The sequence below is a fragment of the Savagea faecisuis genome (genome assembly GCF_042675605.1).
In the GTDB taxonomy this organism is placed as follows: Bacteria; Bacillota; Bacilli; order Bacillales_A; family Planococcaceae; genus Savagea; species Savagea faecisuis.
This window is the reverse complement of sequence record NZ_JBHTJF010000009.1, coordinates 762-24,405: the sequence shown is the minus strand read 5'-3', so window position 1 is coordinate 24,405 and position 23,644 is coordinate 762. Positions and strand designations below refer to the sequence as shown.

The window sequence follows — 23,644 nt, the reverse complement described above, 5'->3', positions numbered from 1 at the left end:
ACTTTTTTATTCTACTGCTCTTCATTACATCTTTTTTTATTTTTTCAATAAAAAAATCCTCCTAATCGTTTCTTTTTCTAAAAAGAGACGCCTAGAAGGAAGTATGCAAAAATAAATATCTACTTCCCTCCGCTCGTATTAACGAGATCAGGTTCTAAGAGTAATTCTCAGCCTAATGGCACCCCTAGTAGAAAAAAACGTAATGTAATTGTATGTTCATCATAACCGAGTCTAAATATTTGTCGATATAAATTTTATTTTTTTAAATGAGCGGCGCTATTTCACCCGTGATTCTATCTTTCTTCATCACGTTAATATCCATTCATACAAAGGACTCGGTCTCCCTTTTCCTCCGCGTTTTTCTTCACCAACTTTTAAAAGTACATCAGCTTCTACTAAAGTTTTGACCAATCTTTGAGCGGTGCGACTTCCAATTGCGAGCTCGAGCATCACATCTTGTGTCGTAAAGGTCGTCCATTTTTTTGATAAGATTGTACGATATAAAGATTCGACATGATGAAGCGCTACTTTACTTTCTTGAAACTGTTCGTGCAAATAATCAAGCTGTGGCATAGCATGTTGTTCAACTTGATCTATAAATTGTGGCACTTTTTCCTCTTCTGCGGAAGCAATGGCAATCGATTGTTCACTCGTCTTTGAATAATGGAGTGCTTCTGTTGCATATTGCTCCGCTTGCAAAGCAGAGTCTCCAAATCCAATGCCTACTCGTAGTGTTAATTTATATTCATTATGAATATGTTCCAATTGCAATTGCATTTTAGAAAGTTGATCATAAACTTCACCACGAGAAGTCATAATTATATAACGCTCATGTCCCAATGTGAAAAACGAACCGTTCAATTGTCGACTCATTTGCAACATTGCCATTTGAATGCGCAATGCTTCAGTTTGAATATCAAATGAAAGTGCTCCTCTTTTTTCCAAACCGAAAATTTGAATCGCACATGCGGCAATTTGAGTTCTTTTGAAATAATCGACCTCTGCTCGTTGTTCAATCGCTTGAATCACTTGACGGGTAGCAAGGTTCGTTGTACTGATCCATTCTACTGGAATTCCTTGTTCACTCAAGACAGCCTTCACTTCTGGATAACAAGTGAGCACACCATCTACTTCATCCGCTTCCCAAGCAGCGGTATGTTTATCAATCAAAATTTGATAAGCATCATAAGGGTCAAAATATTCGACATAACTCAATTGAACCGGCATATTTAATTGCTCCAGTAAATGTTCCGCTGCTTCTCCTTGTTCTGGTAAGTCAATGCCAAAACGTATTTGCAAGCGGTCAACTTGATGCATAACATTTAACATCGCACGATAAAAACCCGCTTCTAACAACTCCACATAAAAAGCCCGCTTCGGGTCAATCACATCTTTACCGATGATATAAGGGATAATCCCTGAAAATAAAAAATAGTCGCAGTTTTTTCCTTTTTCATCAATCACTTGAGGAACATCGATAGCTGTTTCATAAACAATGGGCTTCATCGCTAATGGCGTTCCACTCCGTTGTGCGATTTTCACAATACGTTCTACGGACCCTTTTGGCCCGACTACACCTACTTGATACATACACTTCCTCCTATACAGACTAAAAAGACTGAGTGATGACACATTCTTTCGCTTTCGCCGAATAATGACGTCTTCACACAGTCTTGTTCATTTAGTTGTTCCAGTAAATAGGAGCTCCTGGACCGAGCGGTAAACCTGTCAAATACCAAACGATTAATAAAATAATCCAGAACACCCCAAAGAATATTGTATACGGGAATAGTCCGGCAATCAATGTTCCGAGACCAACTTTTTTATCGATTCGTTGCGCATACGATAAAATAAAGACGAGGTACGGGAACATCGGTGTAATTGGATTCGTAATCGAGTCCCCAATTCGGTACATCATTTGCGTAAATGCGGGATGATATCCTAAATACATAAACATCGGGACAAATACAGGTGCGAGCATCGCCCATTTCGCTGAAGCACTTCCGATCAATAAGTTGACGATAGCGACGAAGAAAATGAATGATACGAATAACGGAATTCCTTTAAATCCAATTCCTTCTAATGTTTCTGCCCCTTTAATCGCAATAATTTGTCCGAGATTACTCGAATTGAAGTATGCGAGCATTTGTGCAGAAATAAAGACGAGTGCAATGTAAGGACCCATCGTGCTCATCGCACGGCCTAAATGTCCGCCAAAGTCTTTCGTAGAACGAATCGTCTTGGCACCAATTCCATAAAAAATACCAGGTACTAAAAAGAAAATCATGACAATTGGGACGATAGAGTTCATTAAATGAGACCCTTGAATAATTGAACCTGTCTCAGGATTACGTAACCAACCGCTTTCTGGAATAACCATCGCTAAAATGGCTAAAACGAGTAATATTAACGAAATATTCGCAAATTTCAAACCTCTTTTCTCATCTACGGTGATCGCCTCATGCGCTTCTTGCGGTCCATCATACGTTCCAAAACGAGGAATCGTAAATTTATACGTTACCCACGTAGCAACAATCATTAAGAAAATGGTAGATACAGCTAAGAAATAGTAGTTCATCGCAGCATTTCCAACAAAATTCGGATCCACAGTTTGCGCACCGATTTCTGTAAAACCTGCCGCTAAAACGTCTGTCATTCCGATTAAAATATTCGCTGAGAAAGCCCCTAATGTTGCAGCATACGCAGCAAGCAAACCGACGAATGGATGAAAGCCAAATGTCATTAAGATCGTCGCCGCAAGTGGTGGTAATACGATTTGTGTCGCATCTCCTGCAACGTTACCGATAATCCCGACTAAAATAATCATCGGGATAATAATGCGCTTCGGTGTCGAAACAACCGCGCGCTTCATCATCGTTTTAAAATAACCGCTCTCATCGGCTAAACCGACCCCTAACATAATGACGAGCACCGCTCCGAGTGGCGGGAAATCACTAAAGTTTTTCACCATGCCGGTTAGCATCTCAATAAATCCATCTTTCGATAGTAAATTGTGTACCGTAATCGTTTCACCATCTACAGGACTTACGGCAGACCATTTAAAAATAGATGCCATCCATGAAATTATGACAATCATTAATGCAATTATCGCAAATAAGACAATCGGATCTGGGAGACGGTTTCCCGCCACCTCTATCCGGTTTAACATTTTATCAAAAAATGATTGTTTTTCTTTTTTCGTTTGTGTCGACATTGAATCGTCCTCCCCTACATTCAAACATGCCCTTTATTGTTGCGCTAATGTCGTTGCGACAGATAAAAAGTAGCGCATCCCATTTTTAAAAGCATCTTCATGAATTTCAAATTTTGGATGGTGGTGCGGGTAGTACTTGCCATCTCTCTCTTTTAAAGCGCCCACTCCGATGTAACAACTAGGTACTACATTAGAAAATGCTGAAAAATCTTCTCCTCCGAGCATCGGTTCAATATATTCAATTTCTAAATCTTCAAATTGACGCAATGTTTTTTCGACGATTGGCATTAATGTTTCATCATTGTATACAGGGTCATATCCATATTCATAATGAAATTCAATCGTTGCACCGTGCGCTTTAGCGACCATGTCGCTAATTTGTTCGATTTTCGTTTTAATCGTTTCGCGAACTTCTTCGGTTAAAGCGCGCACAGAACCGCCAAAAATCGCTTCTTGCGGAATGACATTATACGCCTCTCCACTTCTAAAACGTGTGATCGATAATACACCGCTTTGTAAAGGACTTAGACTGCGAGATACAATCATTTGTAAGTTAGATACAATTTGAGCAGCGATCGCTAAAGCGTCAATTGCATCATCTGGTGCTGAAGCATGTCCAGATTTCCCAATTATTTTCACGTCAAAAATATCAGAAGCTGCCGACATCGGTCCAACAGTCAATTGCATTTTCCCTAATTTTTCAATCGACCATAAATGCATACCGAGCACATGATCTACACCATTTAATACCCCTGCACGAACCATTTCAATCGCGCCACCTGGTGGTACTTCTTCGGCGTGTTGAAAAAGAAAAACATATTCTCCTACAAGATTTTCACGTGCGTCACTAAGCACCTTTGCAACGCCAAGTAACATCGACGTATGTCCGTCATGTCCACAAGCATGCATGACACCGTCATTTTGAGAGCGATACGGTTCGTCCACATCTTCCTGAATTGGAAGCGCATCCATATCAGCGCGCATTGCAATTGTTTTCCCTGAACCTGCCAAACCTTTCAAACGTCCCACAACGCTTGTTTTCGTTGGGCGTGTCACTTCGATTCCTTCCATTGCTTGCAATTGTTCCACAACATAAGCAGATGTTTCGACTTCTTCAAATGACAATTCAGGATGTGCATGTAAATGACGTCTCCACGCTATCACTTGAGGATGAATTTCTTCGACTGCTGTTTCAATTTGTTCGACCTTCATGTTGATCACCTCTTTTTATATTTGACGACTCTTTAACGTCACTGTCGTTAAAAGATAGCATATTTTTTTCGGTTTGAATAGCTTTTTTTGAAAATAATCTGAAAATGCTCGCAATATTTTTAATTCTCCACTTCTTTTTTGCATAAAAAAATACAAGCGATTGCGATAGAATCACTTGTATGTTCACTATTATTTCACTACAGTTACAGGGCATCCGATATGTTTAACTAACTTTTGACTGACGCTTCCGAGTACTACTTCTTGCAATGCATTTAACCCGCGACTTCCGATGACGAGTAAATCCAATTCAACTGCTTCAGCATATTGAATGAGCATTTTACTCGGATCTCCTTTTAAGACCGTTTGTTTCACTTCTACATTGGCTTCTTCTGCCCACTCGACCGCCCGTTGGAATACTTTTTTACGTTGTACATCTAATGTTCCGTGACTCGGGGTGAGCAAATGTTCTTTCTTCATTTGTTCGTATGTAACAACCGTTAACACTTCAACGCGTGCACCTTCGATTTTACTTGCGAGTTCAATCGCATATTTTGCAGCTCTTTCCGCATGAAAAGAACCGTCCATCGCTACGCCAATTTTCATTTTCCTACCTCCTCATTCCATTTGTCATATAATGCTCGACTTCTCTCATTTAAGTTTATCACGTCTACATGAACTCCGCGCGCTCTACATTGCGACACGTATTTCCATAAAGTACTTGCAGCTGATTCATCCCAAAGGGCACTGTTTTGAAAATCTAGTCGAATCGTATTTGCTTCATACGGTTTCATCGCTTGCATAAAAGCTGTCGTCGATGCGAAAAAGAGAGGCCCTTGTACGTCGTACACATCATCTTTTTTCACAACCGTTAATTTCGACATGTTCGCTACGAAAAATAATGAACTTAACAATACACCGATCACGACGCCAATCGCTAAATTATGCGTGTATAAAATGATGAGTACGGTAATGAGCATAACGATACTTTCTGCCAGCGGTGCTTTTTGTAAAAAGCGGAAGGAGCCCCAGTTAAATGTCGTAAAACTGACCATGATCATCACACCGACTAACACGGGCATCGGAATACGTGCAACAGCATCTCCTAAAACGAGTATTAAAAAGAGTAAAAATACACCCGATACGAAAGTAGATAAACGACCTCTTCCGCCAGACTTCACATTAATGATCGACTGTCCGATTAACGCGCACCCTGCCATTCCTCCAAAAAATCCATTCACTGTATTTGCGATCCCTTGACCGCGTGCTTCTTTATTTTTATCGCTCTCTGTATCCGTCATTTCATCCAATACTTGTGCTGTGAGCAAAGACTCTAACAGGCCGACAATCGACAAAGCAAAAGCATAAGGTAAAATGATGAAAAGTGTTTCTAACGTTAGTGGAATATCGGGAAGTAAAAATGCGGGTAATGTGCTCGGCATCGTTCCTAAATCGCCAATCGTTTGTAAAGAAACACCGCTCCATATCGCAATCGTCGTCATCAAAACAATCGCGATTAATGGGGCAGGAATACTTTTAATAAACCTCGGAATGATATAGACGAGAAGAAGCGTCACGATCGCATACGTATAAGTTGGAATCGTCCCTCCTATTAAATAAGGCAATTGACTCATAAAAATCATAATCCCGAGTGCATTGACAAACCCAAGCATGACAGAATTCGGCACGAATTTCATCAATTGGGCGACGCCACATAAACCGAGAATCCACTGAATAACCCCTGTTAAAATGGTCGCTGCTAACATGTATTCGACTCCGTGATTAGCGACTAAGCTCACGAGGACGAGCGCCATCGCTCCTGTCGCCGCTGAAATCATACCTGGTCTACCACCAAATATAGCGGTGAGCACCGCCATCGTAAAAGAGGCATACAGCGCATAACGGGGATCCACTCCAACGATAAACGCAAAAGCTAGTGCTTCTGGAATAAGTGCCAATCCGACGACAATCCCTGCGAGAATATCCCCTTTTATATTTCCAAACCATTGTTGTTGCCACGTAATCATTTCATTCTCCTTTCTACTTTTTCAACTTCTAGTTATCTTAACATCCGCTCACTCTTTTGAACAGACGAAAAAGCTCAACACCTAGTAGATGTTGAGCTGTTCATTATGAAAATAATTGTGGAATCTCTTCCATCAAAGTTTTCACGCTAAAGATCGCCATCATAATGACGACAACAATACCTGGAATCGTCAACCACTTCGGATGTTTATACGTACCGACAATGTCTTTTCGATGAGCCGCAATGAGCATGACACCGAGCGCTAATGGTAAAATTAAAGCATTCGCCGCTCCTGCTAAAATTAAGACGAGCACTGGGCGCCCAATGAATAAAAAGACCGATGTTGACACGATAATAAATCCGATAATGAACCAATTACTATATTTCTCAATGAATGGGTGAAATGTGCGGATAAAGGATACAGACGTATAAGCCGCTCCGACAACCGATGTCACCGCCGCTGCCCACATAATGACTCCGAACACTTGAATGCCGACGTCTCCTAACGCGTATTGAAACGCCTCTGCTGCTGGATTACCTTCTTCATTTAAGACATAACCTTGAGAAACAATTCCTAAAATTGCGAGGAAGAGAGCGATTCGCATCACACCCGTTACGCCGATTCCAATGAGCGAACTTTTCGTCACATCTGGTAACCCTTCTTGCCCCTTCACTCCAGCGTCAAGTAAACGGTGACCCCCAGCAAATGTAATGTAACCACCGACCGTACCTCCAACGAGTGTAATGATTGCGAAAATGCTCATCTGCTCAGGCCATAACGTATTCGCCAACGCTTCTTTTACAGGTGGCGTCGTTTTAAAAGCGACATAAATCATTAATCCGAGCATCGTTACTCCTGCAACTTGTGCGACACGGTCCATCACTTTCGCCGCTTCTTTCACCGCAAAAACGAAAATGGCGAATAACGCACTAATGCCCGCTCCTAGTACGGGGTCAATCCCTAACATCGCATTTAAACCGAGTCCCGCTCCTGCAACGTTTCCGATATTGAAAGCGAGTCCGCCAAATACGATAAACGCAGCAAGAACATACCCTAATCCAGGCAACACTTTATTCGCGATTTCTTGACCGCGTAAACCAGATACTGCGATAATTCGCCATACGTTCATTTGAGCGAATACGTCTAAAACGAGAGAAATCATAATAACGAAGGCGAAACTTGCTGCAAGTTGTTGCGTAAACACTGCCGTTTGTGTTAAAAATCCTGGGCCGACAGACGAGGTCGCCATGAGAAATGCCGCTCCGAATAATACGCTATTTTTCGTAGCGGACGATTGTTGTTCATTTAATAATGGTTGCTTCATAATGTAACTTCCTTTCTAAGACGACCCGACTGGCTCGATTTTCACTTCTTTATCATTTAAATGTTGTGCAATATTTTTAACTAATTGCACTGCTTGTACCGTATCTCCGTGGACACAAATTGTATGCGCTTCCAAAGGTACGACCGTTTCATCTACTGCTATCACACTTCCACGCAAAACCATCTGTTCAATTTGTTGTAACGCTACTTGTTCATCAGTGATCATTGCATTCGGTAATGTGCGAGAAGTTAACGTTCCATCTGGTTGATACGTACGGTCCGCGAACACTTCATGTGCAACAGTTAATCCGAGCGCCTCTCCCGCTCTCGTCAGTTCACTGTTTGCGAGCCCGTATAAAATTAACTTAGGTGAACTATCATAAACAGCTTGAGCAATCGCTTGTGCGAGCTTTTTATTTTTCGCTGCCATATTGTACATCGCACCGTGAGGCTTCACATGATGAATCGATTCTCCATGCAATTGCGCAAATCCTTGTAATGCGCCGATTTGATAAACGACCATATCATACGCTTCTTGTGGACGGACTGCCATCTCTCTACGGCCAAATCCAATTAAATCTGGAAAACTCGGATGAGCTCCGATTTTCACTCCGTGTTGTATAGCTTTTTCAACAGTCTTCCTCATGACAGAAGGATCTCCCGCATGAAAACCACAAGCAATATTTGCACTCGTAACATATTTTAAAATTTCATCTTGTTCCCCTAATTCATAACGACCGAAACTTTCACCTAAATCACAATTCAAATCAATCGTTGTCATTTCATAAGCCCTCCATTCCTTTATTTCTTTCGTTCAGTTTCGAAATTCGAAACCACTATCCTGAAAGTTAAAATTTATTCTAACATATTTTTTAAATTCGTCATCCTTTTTCATTATAAAAAAATAAAGTCTAACTTTTTAGTTTTTTAACAACTTTCACTTGTTTTTTTAATGTAACGATTTATAATACAGGCATACCCGAAATTTAAAACTTAAGTTTCGAATATCGGTACTAAAAAGGAGGAGTGAGCCGATGAATGAAACTGTTTCCATAAAACCGTTCGGTGAGAACGCCATTTACGTCTCTTTTGGCGAAACGATCGACGACACAATTTATTCACAAATTCGTCACTTTACACAACAATTAAATCGGCATCCATTCCCTGGCATGATTGAATACGTCCCTGCTTATACAAATGTGACTGTTTATTATGATCCAATTGCCGTTTTACAATTGAAGCGCTTTTCTAAAAAGGAGCTTTTTTTACACTCCCCATTTGAAATCGCTTCCAAACATATCGAACAATTGCTGCAACACGCCTATGAAGAAAAAGTGGAAGAAGTCGAGCGCATCGTGTCGATTCCTGTCGTATATGGTGGCGAATATGGTCCTGACTTAGCTTATGTCGCTAAGCATCATCAGTTAACTGAAGAACAAGTGATCCAAATGCATAGTGAACGAACGTATCGTGTCTATATGTTAGGCTTTGCACCTGGATTTCCTTTTTTAGGTGGAATGGATGAACGGCTCGCTACTCCACGTAAAGCGACACCACGCTTACATATAGAAGCGGGATCAGTCGGCATCGCTGGAGCGCAAACTGGAATTTATCCATTAAGTACACCAGGTGGATGGCAAATTATCGGACGTACACCGAAGCAACTATTTTTGCCTGAACAAACTCCACCTACTTTGTTACGAGCGGGAGATCTCATTCAATTTCAGCCGATTTCTGAAGAACGATGGGAAGAGGAGGTGAAACGATGAGTATTACAATCATTCATCCTGGCCTTATGGCAACTGTCCAAGACCGCGGCCGTTTCGGTTCACAACGGTACGGAGTAATCGTCAGCGGCGCTGCTGACTTAATGTCTCATCGCCTCGCCAACATTTTAGTCGGCAATGATGAAAATGCAGCGACGATGGAAGTGACGATGTTCCAAACTGCTTTTCGCTTTAATGAAGAAACGTTATTTGCCATTACTGGTGCAAACTTGCGACCGTTACTCAACGGGAAAGAAGTTCCGATGTGGCGTCCTTTACTCGCTCAGCCCGATGACGAATTACGCTTCCAAGCACCTTTGGAAGGTTCGCGCGCCTACGTCTCTTTCGCAGGAGGTCTTCTCGTTCCGGCCATTTTAAACAGTAAAAGTACTTATTTGCGCGCCCATCTTGGTGGATGGAAAGGACGAGCTTTACAACGAGGAGATACGATTCCATTCGGATTACTCCATGCACAAAACGAACAAATGAAACGTTACGTTTTAGAACATACGTCGATTTCTTGGTCCATTCGTCATTCAGAATTCGTGTCGTTTGAAAAAAAACGTGTCATCCGTTTCACAGAGGGTCTACAATATGAAGCCTTTACAGAAGATGCGAAACTTGCACTCGAACAGACAACGTATACGATGACTGCCCAATCGGACCGGATGGGATGTCGCTTATCAGGTGAACCGTTACGTTTAAAACGACAAAAAGAATTGTTATCTGAAGCAGTGACCGCGGGAACGATTCAAATTCCGAATAACGGGCTTCCTATCGTATTACTCGCTGACCGTCAAACGACTGGGGGATATCCGAAAATCGGACAAGTGATCTCTGTCGACTTACCTCGTGTCGCTCAACTACGTCCTGGAGAGACGATTCAATTTAAAAAAATAACGGTTCAAGAAGCCGAACGTCTTTATTTAGAGCGAGAATGGTTATTACATCAACTTCAAATCGGCATCGCTTTAAAAATCCATAATTAAAAAAACCTTCAACTGCGCCAACCAGTTGAAGGTTTTTAAACGTAATGAATATGTTCAGGGTCGTACCCCATCTGTTCGGATATTTGAAAAGCCGCTTCCTTTACTGCTTCGCCATATGTACGAACAATTTCTTCTGTATAATTCGCTTCAAGTCCGGCCATACTTAATGCACCGATCACTTCTCCCCGATAATCAAAAATCGGAGCACCGACAGCCGCGGTATGATCTTCGAGTTCTGAATAACTGACCGTATACCCGTCTCGTCTCGCCTGTAACACCGCATAGCGTATCGTCGTCTCATCTGTCATCGTTTTAAGTGCCATCGGATGAAGAGCCGTTCTTTCAAGGTAGTCCCGCAATTCTTGTTCATTTAGAAAGGATAAAATCGCACGAGGACAAGCCCCGGCATAAAGAGGACTTCGACGCCCAATTGCCGTATACAACTTCACTCGTTGATATTGGTCAATTTTTTCGATATATACCGCTTCATCTTTTTCACGCACGGTTAAATTGACTGCTTCATGGAAACGTTCATGTAAAGCATTCATATGAGGATAAGCAATTTGTCTTAAATCGATGCGACTGGATACGAGATGTCCAAACTTCAAAAAAAGCGTTCCAAGACGATATTTCGCATCGTCTCCTTTCTCTAGAAATCCAATATCTTCTAAAGATCGAATCATGCGATAAACTGAGCTTTTCGGAATTTGTGAAATATCGATCATTTCCTGAAATGTTAAAGCAGGATGATCGTAAAAAAGCTCGAGAATATCCATCGACTTGACGACTGTTTTATTTTTTTGACTCATGCTTTCACCTCATCCATTCTCAATATTGTATTCGTATGCTGTATCATACCATATTTTCAAAATAAAATAGAGTGCAACTAAAAAAACATAGTCGTATAAAAATCGACTATGCCTCAACTTTTAAAAAGCTCCGAAAGCATCTAACACACTATATCCACCTAAAAATATACAAACTCCTGTAATGATCGTTCCAATAATATTAATGAACCATCCGTTACGATGCTCTCCTAACAATTTTTTATTATTCATGACAATCATTAAATAAATGGCGATGACCGGTAATAAAATACCATTTAACGCTTGCAAATATCACTTTAAAACGTTTATTTTGCACGCCGCCTTCCCATTTAAAAACACTGCCGATATTCAATGCTGCACCAAGTGGACTAGCCAAAGCAGATGAAGATCCTGCTGCAAAGATTCCGAGTTCTGCAAGAAGACAATGAAACGTTCATCCGTTGGAAAGATGGTGGACGAGAGCGTTTTATCAACCGTCAATTTATTATCTCTTTCGATTTTTATCCAGCAGGTGTACCATTCGAAGACGAATCGATCGCTTAACAAAAGCCGTAGACTTCACCCGTCTACGGCTTTCATTATGAACATAACCTTATTTTCGTTGTTTATAAGGTGATATCAACGTATCAATTTCTGTACTATCTTACATGATAACGAAACTTTCTATTCATTGGTATCATTCTTTTTCCATCGTCACGAGCACGATTGTTTCTCCGTGACGTTCGACTTCTCTTCTTTTGATTTCTTGATAGCCGAGAGATTCATACAATTGAATATTCGATGCAATCATGAGACGCACGTTGCAACGAACTGCGCGAAGCCCTAGTTTTTCTGCCTCTTGTTCTAACATTCGTATAAGTTCTTTTGCATAGCCCTTCCCTCGAGCTTTTCGGCGAACGGCTAAACGATAAAAGTAAAGATAATCATCTTCTTGTCGAAAACGAACCGAGGCGAGAGCTTCTCCTTCCTCTTCTAATACGTAAGCTCGGTCAATCGTTGCTAAACATTCTTTCGCTTGTTCGAGCGTCTCATTCAATGCTCCTGCTGGAATCGGGTCATCAGCATATTCGCTAAAAGCATCCATCATAATCTCATGGACAAGTGTAGCATCTTTCGTTTCAATCACTTGCATATCACATCCTCCTCATCTTTTTTTAATCAATCCTTGTTCAAGCAAGTAATTTCTTGCGACGTCTTTCGCACTTTCTCCTCCTACATTAACAGCTTCATTCATTTTTTGCATTTCTTCATCTGTTATTTTCCCTGAGAGTTTCTCTAAAATAGCCGGAAGTTCTGGATATTGCTCGATAATTTCTTGTCGGACGAGTGGCGCGCCTTGATACGGAGGGAAAAGAGATTGGTCATCTTCTAACACTGTCAAGTGATACGTAGCTAATTCACTATCGGTCGAATACGCATCTAACACATCAATTTCTCCGCTTTCAATCGCTCTATAACGAAGCTTCGGTTCCATCGTTACGACGTCAGAAAATGTAAGTCCATAAAGCGACTGTAATCCGACATAACCATCTTCACGGTCTGAAAACTCTAATGTAAACCCTGCTTTTAATCGGTTCGCATACGCCTTCAAATCTGAAATCGTTTCGACTTGCAGTTCTTTCGCGTCGCTTTCTCGTATCGCTAAAGCGTACGTATTATTGTATGCCATCGGTTCTAAATAGACGAGTCCATATTCAGAAGCAATTCCTTCTTTCGCTTGTTCATACACTTCTCGCGCTTCATGTGTTTCGAGAGGTTGTTTTAACAATTCATTAATTACCGTACCTGTAAACTCTGGATAAATATCGATACTTCCTTGTCTTAACGCATTGAAAACAAAGGCCGTTTTACCGAGTCCTGGTTTTAATGTGACCGAGAGATCTGTTTCTTCTTCAATGAGTTGCCCATACATTTCAATTAAAATTTCAGGCTCTGCCCCTAATTTTCCTCCGATTACAATCGATGACTCTGATGATTTTATAAAGAGTGGAGCAAGTATGATACCAAAAGCTAAAAGTAACATACTGATAAAAGCGATTCCTGCTGAACGGTACGATAATCGTTCCATCCCGCGTAGTAAAGCGTCAAAAAATAAAGCTAATAAAGCGGCAGGGACGGCTCCTAAAATAATGAGTTCCGGTTGATTGCGATCAATTCCGAGCAAAATTAAATCTCCAAGTCCCCCCGCTCCGACTAAAGCAGCTAATGTAGCAGTTCCAATAATGAGTACCATCGCTGTCCGTATCCCTGCCATCATAACAGGCATCGCTAATGGGAGTTCAATTTTAAATAAACGTCGCATCCGGTTCATGCCGAGTCCTTCTGCCGCTTCAATGAGCGAAGCATTGACTTCTGTAATTCCTGTGTACGTATTGCGCATAATCGGCAATAAAGCATAAACGACGAGCGCAATTAAAGCTGGAATTTTTCCGATACCGAATATCGGAATCATTAATCCGAGTAAAGCGAGCGACGGAATCGTTTGCATTACCGCCGTCATATTGATGACGCTTTCTGCTATTTTACGATGTCTCGTTAAATAAAGGCTTAACGGAACCGCAATGATTACTGCAAAAAACAAAGCGATAAAGGAAAGTTCAATATGCTCAAGTAGTGCAACGAGCAATTCATCTTTTCGCGCATCCCAAACATTCATCATGACACATCACCTCGCCCGTCTAAGTAATGCCCGAGCTGACGAAATGCGTGTTCCCGTTCAATCGAACCGATTTTTTGACCGTTTTCGATAACGTGTACGAGCGGTGTATTCGTCAGTAAATGAAGCAATTCTTCCACATTTGTAGACAATTGAATGGTAGGGGCTTCCATCGAAATAACAGGCATCATCAATTGTTCAACGGTCACTTTTTTACGTTGCATAAATCGTTCAACGAACTCGCTTTTCGGTGCATCGTAAAATTGGTCGGGTGTACCGATTTGTTCAATCTTCCCTTCATTCAATAAACAAATGCGATCCGCTAATTTCAACGCTTCATTCATATCGTGTGTGACGAATACGATCGTTTTTTGAATACTTGCTTGAATAGCTAACAATTCATCTTGTAATTTTTCACGGCTGAGCGGGTCTAATGCGCTAAATGGTTCGTCCATTAATAAAATATCCGGGTCAGCAGCTAAAGCACGCGCTACCCCTATTCGCTGTTGTTGTCCTCCCGACAACGCATCTGGATAGCGTTGATGATATTCTTCATACGGTAAACCGACAAGAGCCATTAACTCTTGAACACGTGTTTTAATTTGTTCATTTGACCATTTCTTCATTTGGGGAACGAGTGCGATATTTTCTTCAATTGTCATATGTGGAAAAAGCGCAATTTGTTGTAAAACATATCCCATATTCCAACGAAGGGATTCCACTTCTAATGTTTCGATATTACGTTCATCGATTTCAATACTTCCACCTGTTAAAGGAATGAGTCGATTCATTAATTTTAGTGTCGTCGTTTTTCCACAACCACTCGGACCGACTAAAACGAGAAATTCACCTTTTTGAATCGTCATATTTAAATCACTTAACACTTCTTGATCACCGTATCGTTTCGATACATGTTTGAATCGTATCAAATCATCGCCTACTTTCCATTACCTAATGTTCTCATTTTTCCCTTTATTATAAGGGATAAACCGTAAAAAAAGCATCGCGTAAACGATGCTTCATTGCACTTATTTTTCTGGTTGATTTAAAACGATTGTTCCTGCATTTAAATACGTCGCAAATGCGGTCCATCCAAGATAAGGCAGCATGAGTCGGCCGGCTGTTTCATCGACTTTATAAAATGAAGAAGTCGTTGCACCTACAAGTCCTAACAGCATGGCGATATCGACAAGACCTGCTTCCTTATTTTGTTTACCGAAGTATAAATACGACCATAAAAAGTTTAATCCAAGTTGACTATAGTACAATTTAGATGCTGGTCCATTCTCTTCTTTTTGCTTTACAAGTCCGTGTGCGACGCCCATCGTCGTATATAAAATAGGCCATACGATTGGAAAAACGACAGTCGGTGGTGAAAAGGGTGGCTGTTTCATCTGTTCATACTGTTCTTTCGTTTGCTCATTTTTAGCATTTAAACGATTTGCAATATATCCTGATGCCATTCCGCCTACTACAGGTACCGCAATCGTCCATGCCCACTTTGTCCATTTCATATCCATCACCTCTTTTACCATAATTCCCCGTTCTTTCCTTGATTAAACGTCTACATTATTTAGGGCGTTTCATTTCGAAGTGTTCTCCTATTTTAGCATAAGAAGCGCCTGCCAAACGACTAACGGCTCTCAGTTGTTTAGCATCGATTCGCCCTTTATGATACAATGCTTCATCAATATGAAATTGAACGACGCGCGCAATTAATAAGTCACATCCTATTTCTTCCCCATTTCCACCTAATTCAATCGCTTTTTCTAAGACACATTCCATACGAATTTTCGCTTCTTGAATCGCTGGAACTTGCACTCGCTCACTTTCGACGAGTGTCATTCCTGCTAGTTGTACTTCACTCACATGAGAAGGAACGGAAGCTGCTGTTTCATTCACTTGTTCAACATTTTGTTCATCGACAATATGAACGACGAGCTCTCCTTTCGTGATCGCATGATGCGCTGTATCTTTCATTTTTCCTCCCACCCGTTGAACCGAAATGGAAATCATCGGTGGATTCGATGTTACGATATTGAAATAACTAAAAGGTGCCCCATTCACTACTCCATCTTCTGACAATGTCGTTACAAAAGCGATCGGTCTCGGAATTATACTTCCGACTAAAAACTTATAGTTGTCTCGCTCGCTTAACTCATTCGGATCAATTGATAACATAGACTTCATCCCCTTCTCTTGAATTACGTGTATTGTACTGAAATTTCCAATGATATGCTAATTATTCGAGTCATGTTCTTTCCATTGTTCATAATGAAACAATGCTCGTTTTCTCGCTTCTTCATGCATAATGATTGCGCCATTTTGTTCCTGGTGTACATCTTGAACTTCTGGACACCACGTTCGAATATACGCTCCGGTCTTCGCATATTTCTTTCCTTGCTCTAACGGATTGAAAATGCGGAAGTACGGGCTGTTATCGACACCTACTCCTGCAACCCATTGCCAATTTAATGCGTTCGATGCTTCATCCGCATCGACGAGTGTTTCCATAAAATAATTCATCCCTTTACGCCAATGGATACGCAAATGTTTCGTCAAAAAGGAGGCTGTAATCATGCGGAGACGATTGTGCATATAACCGGTTTGCCAAAGTTCGCGCATCGCAGCGTCAACAATGGGATATCCTGTTTCTCCACGACACCAACGCGTAAACTGTACTTCATCATCTCGCCAAGGAAATGTTTGAAACTTTTCATACAGCGGACGTTCTGTTACATGAGGCTGTGCCCAAGCTGTCATATGGGCAAATTCACGCCATAATAATTGCCGAACAAACGCCTCTTCTTGAAGACCGTATGCTATAACTGTGCGAGATGTCACGAGTCCTGTACTTAAATACGGACTAAGTCTCGTCACAGCCTCATTTTCAATTTCATCACGTGCATCTGCATACCAAGATAAGTCAATCGTTGCTAAATACGTCAGCACGTCTTCTTCACAAAGTAATGGAAATGTGATCGTTTCACTCCACCTCGGTAATTGTACATCGACTTCTTCCCAAGGGATTTCCACTTCTTTTTGGACACGCCAAGTGACAGAAGCTTCTTCAACGTGAAAAGGATACATTTTCGCTTTTTTATAAAAAGGGGTAAATTTTTGATACGGCTTGCCTGCTCCTGTTACGATTTGTGTCCATTCGACAAGCTTTGGACGCTCTATTTGATGACCGTATGCCCAAACTTCACTCTCTTTCGGAACATGAGAGACGAAAACGACTGGTATATTGTATGTTTTCATTTCTTCTCTCCAAGCAATGGCGATTTTCATCTCATACACATCCCGCATCGTCCACTTTTTTGGAACGACATGGACAAATCCAATCGCCCCATGTTCCATTGCCTCAGCAACGAGCCGATTATCCCTCGTCCGCATCGCTTCTTTCGTTTGAATCCAAATCATATTCATAACCTCCAATTATTATAAAAAAACGTCAGTAAACATTTTTCAACTATGCTACTGACGCTCCGTTTATATTCTTTTTTTCTTTGATTCCATATACGCAGAAATTGAAAAGAGGAGTACCGCTGTCCAAATAAAGATAAATGTCACGAGTTGCGTTTTGTCAAATGGCTCTTTGTACAAAAAGACACCGAGCATAAAGCTAATTGTTGGTGCTAAAAATTGGATGAATCCTAACATATAGAGCGGCATCGATTGCGCGCCTTTTGCGAAAAAGATCAAAGGTAATGCTGTCGCAATCCCACTTAAAATGAGTAAAATATTCGTTTTTGCATCGACTTGGAATAAAGAAGTCGGCGTTGTAGAAGCGAGGTATGCGTAAGCGATTAAAGCAAGTGGCACGATAAGTGCTGTTTCAATCGCTAGACCACGCAATGCATCGAGTTGAATTTGTTTTTTTAGTACGCCGTACGTCGCAAATGAAAAGGCGAGCACGAGTGCGACCCACGGTATAACACCAGCCGTCCAAACCATGTATAAAACACCAATTGTCGCAATGGCGACAGATATAAGTACTGCTTTCGACAATTTTTCACGGAAAAAGAAGACGCCAAATAAAATCGAAAGCAATGGATTCATATAATACCCTAAACTCGTCTGTAAAATGTGCCCGTTTTGAACAGCCCAAATGTACGTAAACCAATTCACTGAAATAATTAAAGAAGCTGCAAATAAAGAGAACAGTTGTTTTTTATTTTTCCACAAATACTCCCAATCTGCGCGTAACGCTGGCAGCTTTCCAATCAAACCGATTAAAATAAATGTCATAACGAATGACCAAATGATGCGATTTAACAATACTTCCATACTGTTGACATCTTCGATTAATTTCCAATAGATCGGGAAGATTCCCCAAATGATGTACGCACCGATTGCAAATAAAATACCACTTTTTTGTTGACTCATCGTATCCCTTCTTTTCTTTCACTATTTCTTTATTATATTTCAATTTCCGAAATTTTTATAGAGTCATTCGACTCGCATATAAAAAACCGCTCTTTTCAGAACGGTTCCTTCTTTATTATTCAATACATACTCGTTGTACCGTGATGGAAGATACATATGTTTCATCGACCTCGATACCAAGCCCTGGAGCTTTCGTTAACAATAACTGTTCCCCATTAAAAGGTACTTCTGCGACATCTTGTGTAAACATGAGCGGTCCTACCATCTCATTCGTTTCGATAATCGTTCGACTCATCGATAAATGAGCACCTGCCATCGTCGCAATCGCCGATTCTACCATCGACCCGACTTGGCAAGGCATATTAGCGCTTTCCGCCAAACTTGCTAAACCGAGTGCGCGGTAGATACCGCCTGCTTTCATTAACTTAATATTGAGCATATCGGCCGCTTCTTCTCGAATGACTTCCGTCAAATCATGCATCGACTGTACCCCTTCATCGATCATGATCGCGGACGAGACCGATTCTCGAATATGACGCATCGTGCGATAATCATGCGCTTTGACGGGTTGTTCATACCATTCTACCGCACAATGTTGCGTCGCTTCTATCACTTGAAGTGCTTCCGTTCGACTCCATCCTTGGTTGGCATCGACACGTAAATAAGCGTCTTCTCCGATCGCATTACGCACTTGACAAATACGTGCAATATCCGTCTTTACATCTGTTCCTACTTTTATTTTAATATGCTTATATCCTTCGGCAACGTAACGCTTTGCATCTTCCGCCATTTCTTGCGGTGTTTTAATACTGATGACACGCGGTACTATTAACGTATCGTGAGCACGTCCTCCTAATAATTCATACAATGGTAAATTCGCACATTTCCCCATCGCATCATACAATGCGATATCAAGCGCTGCTTTCGCACTCGGAGAACCTAAAATTTGCGCATCCCATTCCTGATGAATGGCATCAATTTGAAACGGACTCTTGCCGATTAAAAGAGGGGCAAGTTCATGAACGATGACGTCATATGTACTATGCCACGTTTCTCCCGTCACATTTTGATCGGGAACCGCTTCTCCCCACCCGACAATGCCATTGTCTAATTCAATGCGTGTGAAAATGGTCGGCATATCATCCAATCGCACGTAAGAAATAATAAAAGGTTCAATTAACGGTAAACGCGCTTGAAACACGTCTACTTTTACGATGTTCATTCCGTTTCCTCCTCATACGATTGAACGAGTTCAATCATGAATTGAATAGCATTAGGGATGACCTCTTCATCGATTGTAAATTTCGGATGATGGTGAGGATACTTACTTCTCTCTCCACCCATTCCAACAAAGACGAAGGCACCTTTTGCTCGTTCAGTATAATAAGCAAAATCTTCTCCACCCATGACTGGCTTCACTTCTTCAAAATGAGCAGCACCAAATGTTCGCTCAATGACTCGTTGAACGCGACGAGCACATTGTACATCGTTCACTAAAGGTGGTGTTCCGACAATATATTCAACCGAAGCTGTTCCACCAAATGCTTCCGCCATCCGTTCGCTCATTTGAACGATTTCTCGTTTTGCTAGAGCAACGGCATTCGGAGAAAGTGCGCGAATCGTTCCAATTAATTTCGCACGGTCTGGAATAATATTGTATGTCGTCCCTGCTTCAATTTGACCTACTGAAATGACAGCGGAATCGACCGCATCTAATTTACGACTAATGATGCTTTGTAGTCCTTGAATAATATGGCTAGCAATATAGATTGGATCGACCGTTTCATGTGGCATTGAACCGTGTCCGCCTGCTCCTTGAATCGTAATTTCAAAGTCGTCGATCGAGGCCATCATCGGTCCGTGAGCGAGACCTATTTTCCCTTTCTCCATCCCTTGCCATAAATGTAAACCGTATATCGCGTCGACATTTTGGAGCACTCCTTGACGCACGAGTGCATCTGCACCACTCGGTGTAATTTCTTCAGCGGATTGGAAAATAAGAACGACATTTGGAGCGACTTGCTCTCGATGTTCAACGAGCCATTTCGCAACTGCTAATAAAATCGCCGTATGTCCATCATGTCCACAAGCATGCATGACGCCTTCATTTTTTGATGGGAAGGCCACATCCGCTTCTTCTGTAACAGGCAATGCGTCGATATCTGCTCGTAACGCAATCGTTTTACTTCCTTTCGTTCCTTTTATGTAGCCGACGACGCCAGGCTCTTTAAAAGGTAATCGCTCAATACCTAGCTGTTGTAAACGCTTCGCGATATAGGCGGTCGTTTCATATTCCGTTCCTGATAATTCAGGATGTTGGTGGAAATAGCGACGATCGGCAATCGCCTCTTGTACATATTGTTGTATCATCTCAATTCCTCCTCTTTAAAATGGACCGTACTGAATCATTTGTGCGATGACTAAAAAGATAATCGCTACAATCATTTCCATAATGATAAATGGCATGACCCAACGTAACCACTTGCTCCACGAAATTCCCGCAAGTGATAAGCTCGCCATTAAATAACCGACAGTTGGGAAAATCATATTCGACATCCCATCCCCGAGCTGATAAGCGAGGACCGCTGTTTGACGCGTAACGCCTAACATTTCAGAAAGAGGTGCCATAATCGGCATCGTTAAAGCTGCTTGACCACTTCCTGAAGGAACTAAAAAGTTCAAGCCTGTTTGGAATACGAACATACCGACCGCATTTAACACACTTGGTAATGAACCTAACACTGCTGCAACACCGTATAAAATCGTATCAATTAATTGTGCTTCATTGAAAATAATTAAAATCGTTTGAGCGAACCCGATAATGAGTGCACCACTCACTAATTCGCGCGCACCATCAATGAATGCGTCCGCAATTTCACTAGGAGCTAATTTCCCGACGAGTCCGATTAATACCCCGTACATTAAAAAGAGCCCAGCAATTTCTGTAATATACCAATCATGTACTTTCACCCCATACATTAACACGATAAAATTCGATAAAAATAATAACATGACTAATTTATGGCGCATCGGCATTTTACCTTCTAATTTTGGCACATCTTGAGCCGTTTGCGTTCCAAAAATTCCTTTAGAAGGATCTTGTTTCACTTTTTTCGCATGATGCATAACAAATGTTGTTGCGAGTATATATAAAACGATGAATAAAGCAATTCGCAAACCGATTCCTGAAAACATCGGCAATCCAGCAATTTCTTGTGCAATCCCAATCGTAAATGGATTCATTACAGCAGAAGAGAATCCGACAGAAGCTCCAAGCATTACAATTGCAAATCCTGTCATCGAGTCGAAACCTAAAGCAATCGCTAATGGAACTAATATTCCAACATAGACAATCGTTTCATCCGACATGCCCATCAATGATCCGGCAAAAGCGAAAAACAACATTAAAACAGGAATTAATAACATTTCACGTTTCGCCATTTTCACAGATAACATAGCGATAAATGAAGATAAAGCTCCCGTTTTCGTTAAAATCCCAAACGTTCCGCCAACAATTAAAACGAAGAAAATAATATTCGCTCCTGCATACATTCCAGAATGAATACTGCTGAATATTCCGAGGACACTGACAGGATTGGATTCAACATATTCGAATGTCCCAGGTGCGATGACATCTCGCCCGCCGACTTCCGTTCGTTCAAATTGTCCAGCAGGTACGATATATGTTAATGCTGCTGCAAATAATATGAGCGAAAAGATTAATACATAAACATTAATTCCTTTTGTTTGTGGTTCATTTTCTTTTATTTTTGTACTCATTGTACTCTCTCCTCCGTCGTTACCGATTGAATATTTATACATATCATTGTAAAAGAATACGGAGAGAAAGAGAAATTACTTTTTCTAATCGTTACGATAAAAAATTTAAAAGGTTGGAAAATAACGTTAAAAAAGCGCTGAGTACTTACTCAACGCTCCTTTGTTGTCGAATCACCGACCAACGTTTTTCAATTAATTGCACAAATGCTTGCACATTTTGAAAATCTTTCATGTTAGAAGGATACATCATATACGTTTGCAAACGTTTCGGAAAACGAGCTAATACCTGAACCGTTCCTGATTCGATTTCCTTTTGCAAAATTAAATCGCTCAACAACACAATTCCTGCTCCTCCAATGACCGCCTCTTTAATCGCATCTTCGCTACCGACTTCGACAATCGTTTTCGGCCGGCAATTTAGCTCATCTAAACAACGCTGAATCATCGGCACCATTCCGTATGTAATGAATGGATACTGCTCGAACAATAAAGAAAGATCACACTGCGCATCCACTTCTGCATGCGCCACGAGCACAAGATCTTCCTCATCGATGCAAATATGTTCGACCCCTGGTAGTTCAAAATAGCCTGCGGTAATCCCGATATCCGCTTCATTCGTCTGCAATAGTTGAACGGTCGTTTCACTCGTCGCACAAACGAGAGAAAAGTGAACATCCATATTTTCCTTCAAAAAATCGCTCATAATTGCCCCTAAATAAAAGCTACAATAAAATTCAGATGCCGCCACTGTCAAACGCCCAAAAGGTGAATCAAACTGTCGCAAATCTTCCTCAATTTCTTCAACGAACGCAAAAAGCTTTCCTGTATGTGTGTAAAGCATTTTGCCAACTTCCGTTAAATATAATTTTTTCCCCATGCGATTAAATAGCGGATGATGCAGTTCTTCTTCCAACACTTTAATTTGTTGACTGATCGTCGGTTGGCTATAATTTAATAATTCTGCTGCCTTCGTAAAATTTAAACATTGCGCAACGACGTGAAATGTTTTTAAGTTTCGTAAGTCGATGGTCATTCTTCCTTTCTAGTCTTTACCATCCTGTTCGATCGTGAATATCCACGTATCATAGGCAGATTCTCATTTAGACTCCTCGTTTTATAATGTCATACTACGTATCTAATAGCTCCTGTATGCATTTTAACATAGGTTAGGTTCGCCTGATGAAATTTATTACGCTCTATGTGAACTACCCACCACTTAGTTAACCTTACGGTCTACTTGAAGTGGGGGCTTCTCGACTTATCGTTGCTTTTATTAGCCAACGAAAAATGACCGAGCTAACCCTCTTGTTCCAAGAGTTTTTGTTTCTATGCTAATAAGCGTAACCCTTCATTTTTAATGTTGATTGCGGCATTGTGGTCACGTTCTAGCACAAAACCACAAGAACAATGGTATGTACGTTCAGACAAGGGCATTCTCTTTTCAGCACCACAACATGAACATCT

General features: G+C 41.1%; 24 protein-coding genes and 1 riboswitch. Of the genes, 3 read left to right on the top strand and 21 right to left on the bottom strand.

Annotated features, from left to right (window positions below; genetic code table 11):
- Positions 1 to 107: 107 nt before the first annotated feature.
- Positions 108 to 196, bottom strand: a riboswitch (TPP riboswitch).
- Between the two features lie 110 nt (positions 197 to 306).
- From ACFQ0V_RS02160 to ACFQ0V_RS02130, 7 genes are all read right to left on the bottom strand, one after another.
- Positions 307 to 1,590, bottom strand: a complete 1,284-nt coding sequence (locus ACFQ0V_RS02160) for a hypothetical protein (protein WP_381009171.1) — start codon at positions 1,588 to 1,590, stop codon at positions 307 to 309.
- A 91-nt stretch (positions 1,591 to 1,681) separates the two neighbouring features.
- A complete protein-coding gene (locus ACFQ0V_RS02155; RefSeq protein ID WP_381009169.1) occupies positions 1,682 to 3,214 on the bottom strand; it encodes an AbgT family transporter in 1,533 nt (510 codons plus the stop codon).
- Between the two features lie 33 nt (positions 3,215 to 3,247).
- Entirely contained in the window at positions 3,248 to 4,426 is a 1,179-nt protein-coding gene (locus ACFQ0V_RS02150; RefSeq protein WP_381009167.1) for an amidohydrolase, read from the bottom strand.
- Between the two features lie 189 nt (positions 4,427 to 4,615).
- Positions 4,616 to 5,029 carry a universal stress protein gene (locus tag ACFQ0V_RS02145; RefSeq protein WP_381009165.1) on the bottom strand — a complete coding sequence of 138 codons (414 nt, stop codon included), beginning with the start codon at positions 5,027 to 5,029 and terminating at the stop codon, positions 4,616 to 4,618.
- A complete protein-coding gene (locus tag ACFQ0V_RS02140) occupies positions 5,026 to 6,450 on the bottom strand; it encodes a SulP family inorganic anion transporter (protein ID WP_381009163.1) in 1,425 nt (474 codons plus the stop codon). The genes ACFQ0V_RS02145 and ACFQ0V_RS02140 overlap by 4 nt, the downstream gene beginning before the upstream one ends.
- 103 nt (positions 6,451 to 6,553) lie before the next feature.
- Positions 6,554 to 7,774, bottom strand: a complete 1,221-nt coding sequence (locus tag ACFQ0V_RS02135) for an NRAMP family divalent metal transporter (protein WP_381009161.1) — start codon at positions 7,772 to 7,774, stop codon at positions 6,554 to 6,556.
- A gap of 15 nt (positions 7,775 to 7,789) precedes the next feature.
- Positions 7,790 to 8,554, bottom strand: a complete 765-nt coding sequence (locus tag ACFQ0V_RS02130; protein ID WP_381009159.1) for a LamB/YcsF family protein — start codon at positions 8,552 to 8,554, stop codon at positions 7,790 to 7,792.
- Between the two features lie 253 nt (positions 8,555 to 8,807).
- Here ACFQ0V_RS02130 and pxpB point away from each other — a divergent pair, with 253 nt between their 5' ends.
- Positions 8,808 to 9,542, top strand: a complete 735-nt coding sequence (gene pxpB / locus ACFQ0V_RS02125) for a 5-oxoprolinase subunit PxpB (RefSeq protein WP_381009157.1) — start codon at positions 8,808 to 8,810, stop codon at positions 9,540 to 9,542.
- Positions 9,539 to 10,528, top strand: a complete 990-nt coding sequence (locus tag ACFQ0V_RS02120; protein WP_381009155.1) for a 5-oxoprolinase subunit C family protein — start codon at positions 9,539 to 9,541, stop codon at positions 10,526 to 10,528. The genes pxpB and ACFQ0V_RS02120 overlap by 4 nt, the downstream gene beginning before the upstream one ends.
- Before the next feature lie 35 nt (positions 10,529 to 10,563).
- Here the strand turns inward: ACFQ0V_RS02120 and ACFQ0V_RS02115 are convergent, their stop codons facing one another.
- Both ACFQ0V_RS02115 and ACFQ0V_RS02110 read right to left on the bottom strand, forming a co-directional pair.
- Positions 10,564 to 11,337, bottom strand: coding sequence for an IclR family transcriptional regulator (locus tag ACFQ0V_RS02115; protein WP_381009153.1), 774 nt, complete (start codon positions 11,335 to 11,337; stop codon positions 10,564 to 10,566).
- Between the two features lie 120 nt (positions 11,338 to 11,457).
- Positions 11,458 to 11,643, bottom strand: coding sequence for a hypothetical protein (locus tag ACFQ0V_RS02110; protein WP_381009151.1), 186 nt, complete (start codon positions 11,641 to 11,643; stop codon positions 11,458 to 11,460).
- Between the two features lie 93 nt (positions 11,644 to 11,736).
- On the opposite strand from ACFQ0V_RS02110, the gene ACFQ0V_RS02105 reads away from it, so the two are divergent.
- The gene (locus ACFQ0V_RS02105) at positions 11,737 to 11,898 is read left to right on the top strand and encodes a hypothetical protein (RefSeq protein WP_381009149.1); all 162 of its coding nucleotides are present in this window, start codon (positions 11,737 to 11,739) and stop codon (positions 11,896 to 11,898) included.
- Positions 11,899 to 12,031: 133 nt separating this feature from the next.
- Here the strand turns inward: ACFQ0V_RS02105 and ACFQ0V_RS02100 are convergent, their stop codons facing one another.
- The 12 genes from ACFQ0V_RS02100 to ACFQ0V_RS02045 all read right to left on the bottom strand — a co-directional run.
- On the bottom strand, positions 12,032 to 12,487 hold the full coding sequence (locus ACFQ0V_RS02100) for a GNAT family N-acetyltransferase (RefSeq protein WP_381009147.1): 456 nt from the start codon (positions 12,485 to 12,487) through the stop codon (positions 12,032 to 12,034).
- A 12-nt stretch (positions 12,488 to 12,499) separates the two neighbouring features.
- Positions 12,500 to 14,014 (bottom strand): ABC transporter permease/substrate-binding protein, encoded by a 1,515-nt coding sequence (locus tag ACFQ0V_RS02095; RefSeq protein ID WP_381009145.1) that lies wholly within the window; start codon positions 14,012 to 14,014, stop codon positions 12,500 to 12,502.
- Complete coding sequence (locus ACFQ0V_RS02090) at positions 14,011 to 14,940, bottom strand: ABC transporter ATP-binding protein (protein WP_381009143.1); 930 nt, start codon at positions 14,938 to 14,940, stop codon at positions 14,011 to 14,013. The genes ACFQ0V_RS02095 and ACFQ0V_RS02090 overlap by 4 nt, the downstream gene beginning before the upstream one ends.
- Positions 14,941 to 15,039: 99 nt before the next feature.
- Positions 15,040 to 15,525, bottom strand: coding sequence for a TspO/MBR family protein (locus ACFQ0V_RS02085; protein ID WP_235961024.1), 486 nt, complete (start codon positions 15,523 to 15,525; stop codon positions 15,040 to 15,042).
- Between the two features lie 55 nt (positions 15,526 to 15,580).
- A complete protein-coding gene (locus ACFQ0V_RS02080) occupies positions 15,581 to 16,192 on the bottom strand; it encodes a flavin reductase family protein (protein ID WP_381009141.1) in 612 nt (203 codons plus the stop codon).
- 57 nt (positions 16,193 to 16,249) lie between these two features.
- Complete coding sequence (locus tag ACFQ0V_RS02075) at positions 16,250 to 17,434, bottom strand: FAD-binding domain-containing protein (RefSeq protein WP_381009139.1); 1,185 nt, start codon at positions 17,432 to 17,434, stop codon at positions 16,250 to 16,252.
- A 69-nt stretch (positions 17,435 to 17,503) separates the two neighbouring features.
- A complete protein-coding gene (gene rarD / locus ACFQ0V_RS02070) occupies positions 17,504 to 18,400 on the bottom strand; it encodes an EamA family transporter RarD (RefSeq protein WP_381009137.1) in 897 nt (298 codons plus the stop codon).
- A gap of 115 nt (positions 18,401 to 18,515) precedes the next feature.
- On the bottom strand, positions 18,516 to 19,622 hold the full coding sequence (locus ACFQ0V_RS02065; RefSeq protein WP_381009135.1) for a mandelate racemase/muconate lactonizing enzyme family protein: 1,107 nt from the start codon (positions 19,620 to 19,622) through the stop codon (positions 18,516 to 18,518).
- Entirely contained in the window at positions 19,619 to 20,770 is a 1,152-nt protein-coding gene (locus tag ACFQ0V_RS02060) for a M20 metallopeptidase family protein (RefSeq protein WP_381009133.1), read from the bottom strand. The genes ACFQ0V_RS02065 and ACFQ0V_RS02060 overlap by 4 nt, the downstream gene beginning before the upstream one ends.
- A gap of 15 nt (positions 20,771 to 20,785) precedes the next feature.
- Positions 20,786 to 22,180: a YfcC family protein gene (locus ACFQ0V_RS02055; protein ID WP_381009131.1), complete on the bottom strand. Its 1,395-nt coding sequence runs from the start codon at positions 22,178 to 22,180 to the stop codon at positions 20,786 to 20,788.
- Between the two features lie 145 nt (positions 22,181 to 22,325).
- A complete protein-coding gene (locus tag ACFQ0V_RS02050; RefSeq protein ID WP_381009129.1) occupies positions 22,326 to 23,213 on the bottom strand; it encodes a LysR family transcriptional regulator in 888 nt (295 codons plus the stop codon).
- A 293-nt stretch (positions 23,214 to 23,506) separates the two neighbouring features.
- Positions 23,507 to 23,644 (bottom strand): zinc ribbon domain-containing protein (locus ACFQ0V_RS02045; protein ID WP_381009370.1); only part of this gene is annotated, 138 nt, incomplete at its 5' end.